Raw genomic sequence first — 1,476 nt, 5'->3', positions numbered from 1 at the left:
CTTAACTTGTAGATTTTCGTTACTAACGTACCGACCCTATTTTTTGCCCCCTGACAACGAAGAACGGCTCCCGATTGGGAGCCGTTCTTACGTCTAAATCTGGGTTCGCACTAAACCATTTAAGTTAAATGAAAGCTTGATAGAGGTGATATATTGTAATTCCCACCATTACTACATTACTAATAGCAAGAATCAGTAAGTAATTGTTATATGAACTAATAATTTCGTTTATGTCATCAGTATCAATTTCACTACTAGTTCCGAAACGCATCATACCCTTACCTTTACAATAACGTCTCAGAGCAAGTCCTGAGAAAAAAAATGTTAATCCCCAGAAGCTTAAAAGATAGATAAATTCCGCAGAAAAAAAGAATAAACACATCCCTAAGCAAGATGCATTAATACCATCGGACACATTCACATACTTTTGCGTCTTAACCTTATCAATCACTACTTAAAACGCTCCCTGAAAAATAACTTACAACATTTTCTGAGGTATCTTTCACTCTCTTAGACACGCTAAGTAAATGTAGGCGATAGTAAGCCCCTCTACCCATTAAATAAGCCCAAAGAGGATCAAGGTTTTTATCTTTAAGTCCAGCGTAGGCTATATCTCCAAACACAACATATTCTAAAGGTTTGAGATATGGGTTAGCGATAAGAGCAACACCGATCACCTGCATCACATCCGAACGTTTATCTTGTGTTGCAGCCTCAATGTAATCCTGAAAAGCATCATCTTCCATGTCGATATTGGCATTTCTCATTAAGCATTCAGGCGTAGCGCAACTCGCTTTAAAACGCACATTAAACGATTCATCATTCACTACTAGATTGCGTCGATAACTGCCATCTTGAGAGAAATTATCAGCCTTTTCTGTCTGGCGTGATAACCGATTCTCTTCGACTTTTCTAAGCGCACCACCTCCCTCAATGAAACCATTTTTGACCTGATGAATAAGATCATATCCAGTCTCATAGGAAATATTGCCCCCGTTGTACCCTTTCAAGATAACATCGAACGCTTCGCTAAATTCTTTTACCGCTTGGCTGTGAACCGAAGTTTCCAGATCCAATGCGGGAAGAAAAATTAATAATTCTTCAATCGCCTTTTGAGCTTCGACCTCTAGCTGTCTCCTTTTTCGATTTCGTTCCCAACGGGCGTAATCTTCTTGGGTATACGTCAATTCAGCTTGACGCTCTCGACGTTGGCGGGCTGCTCGCTCTCTAACTGTTTCTTCTCGAGCTTGTGGTTTTCTTAATGATTCTTCTTCATGGAGTGGCTTATAGCCTCCGCCAGAAGAGCTCAAAGGTTTTTTCTTTCGATCTAAAAAATTGTGTGGCATCCGTTCACCTAACCTCAATTAACGTGATGACATCATAACCACTCTTAAAGGTGCGTAATATTGGTCATATGTTAAATAGGCAACTTCACTATCAAAAACACCATTTAGAAGCCCCTCAAACGCTCTGTAA

General features: G+C 39.8%; 2 protein-coding genes. Both read right to left on the bottom strand.

Annotation, left to right across the window (positions count from 1 at the left end):
* Positions 1-124: 124 nt before the first annotated feature.
* The gene (locus R7P69_RS24610) at positions 125-451 is read right to left on the bottom strand and encodes a hypothetical protein (protein WP_318121738.1); all 327 of its coding nucleotides are present in this window, start codon (positions 449-451) and stop codon (positions 125-127) included.
* Positions 444-1,346, bottom strand: a complete 903-nt coding sequence (locus tag R7P69_RS24605) for a hypothetical protein (RefSeq protein WP_169608408.1) — start codon at positions 1,344-1,346, stop codon at positions 444-446. The genes R7P69_RS24610 and R7P69_RS24605 overlap by 8 nt, the downstream gene beginning before the upstream one ends.
* Positions 1,347-1,476 lie beyond the last annotated feature (130 nt).

This window comes from Vibrio sp. 661 (assembly GCF_033339315.1).
Taxonomy (GTDB): domain Bacteria; phylum Pseudomonadota; class Gammaproteobacteria; order Enterobacterales; family Vibrionaceae; genus Vibrio; species Vibrio alginolyticus.
The sequence above is the reverse complement of the archived record's forward strand: the minus strand, read 5'-3'. Positions and strand labels throughout refer to the sequence as shown.

What these genes read in the sequence shown, in the direction of transcription:
- R7P69_RS24605 (WP_169608408.1), bottom strand. Translation starts at nt 1,346, where the DNA reads ATGCCACACAATTTTTTAGATCGAAAGAAAAAACCTTTGAGCTCTTCT.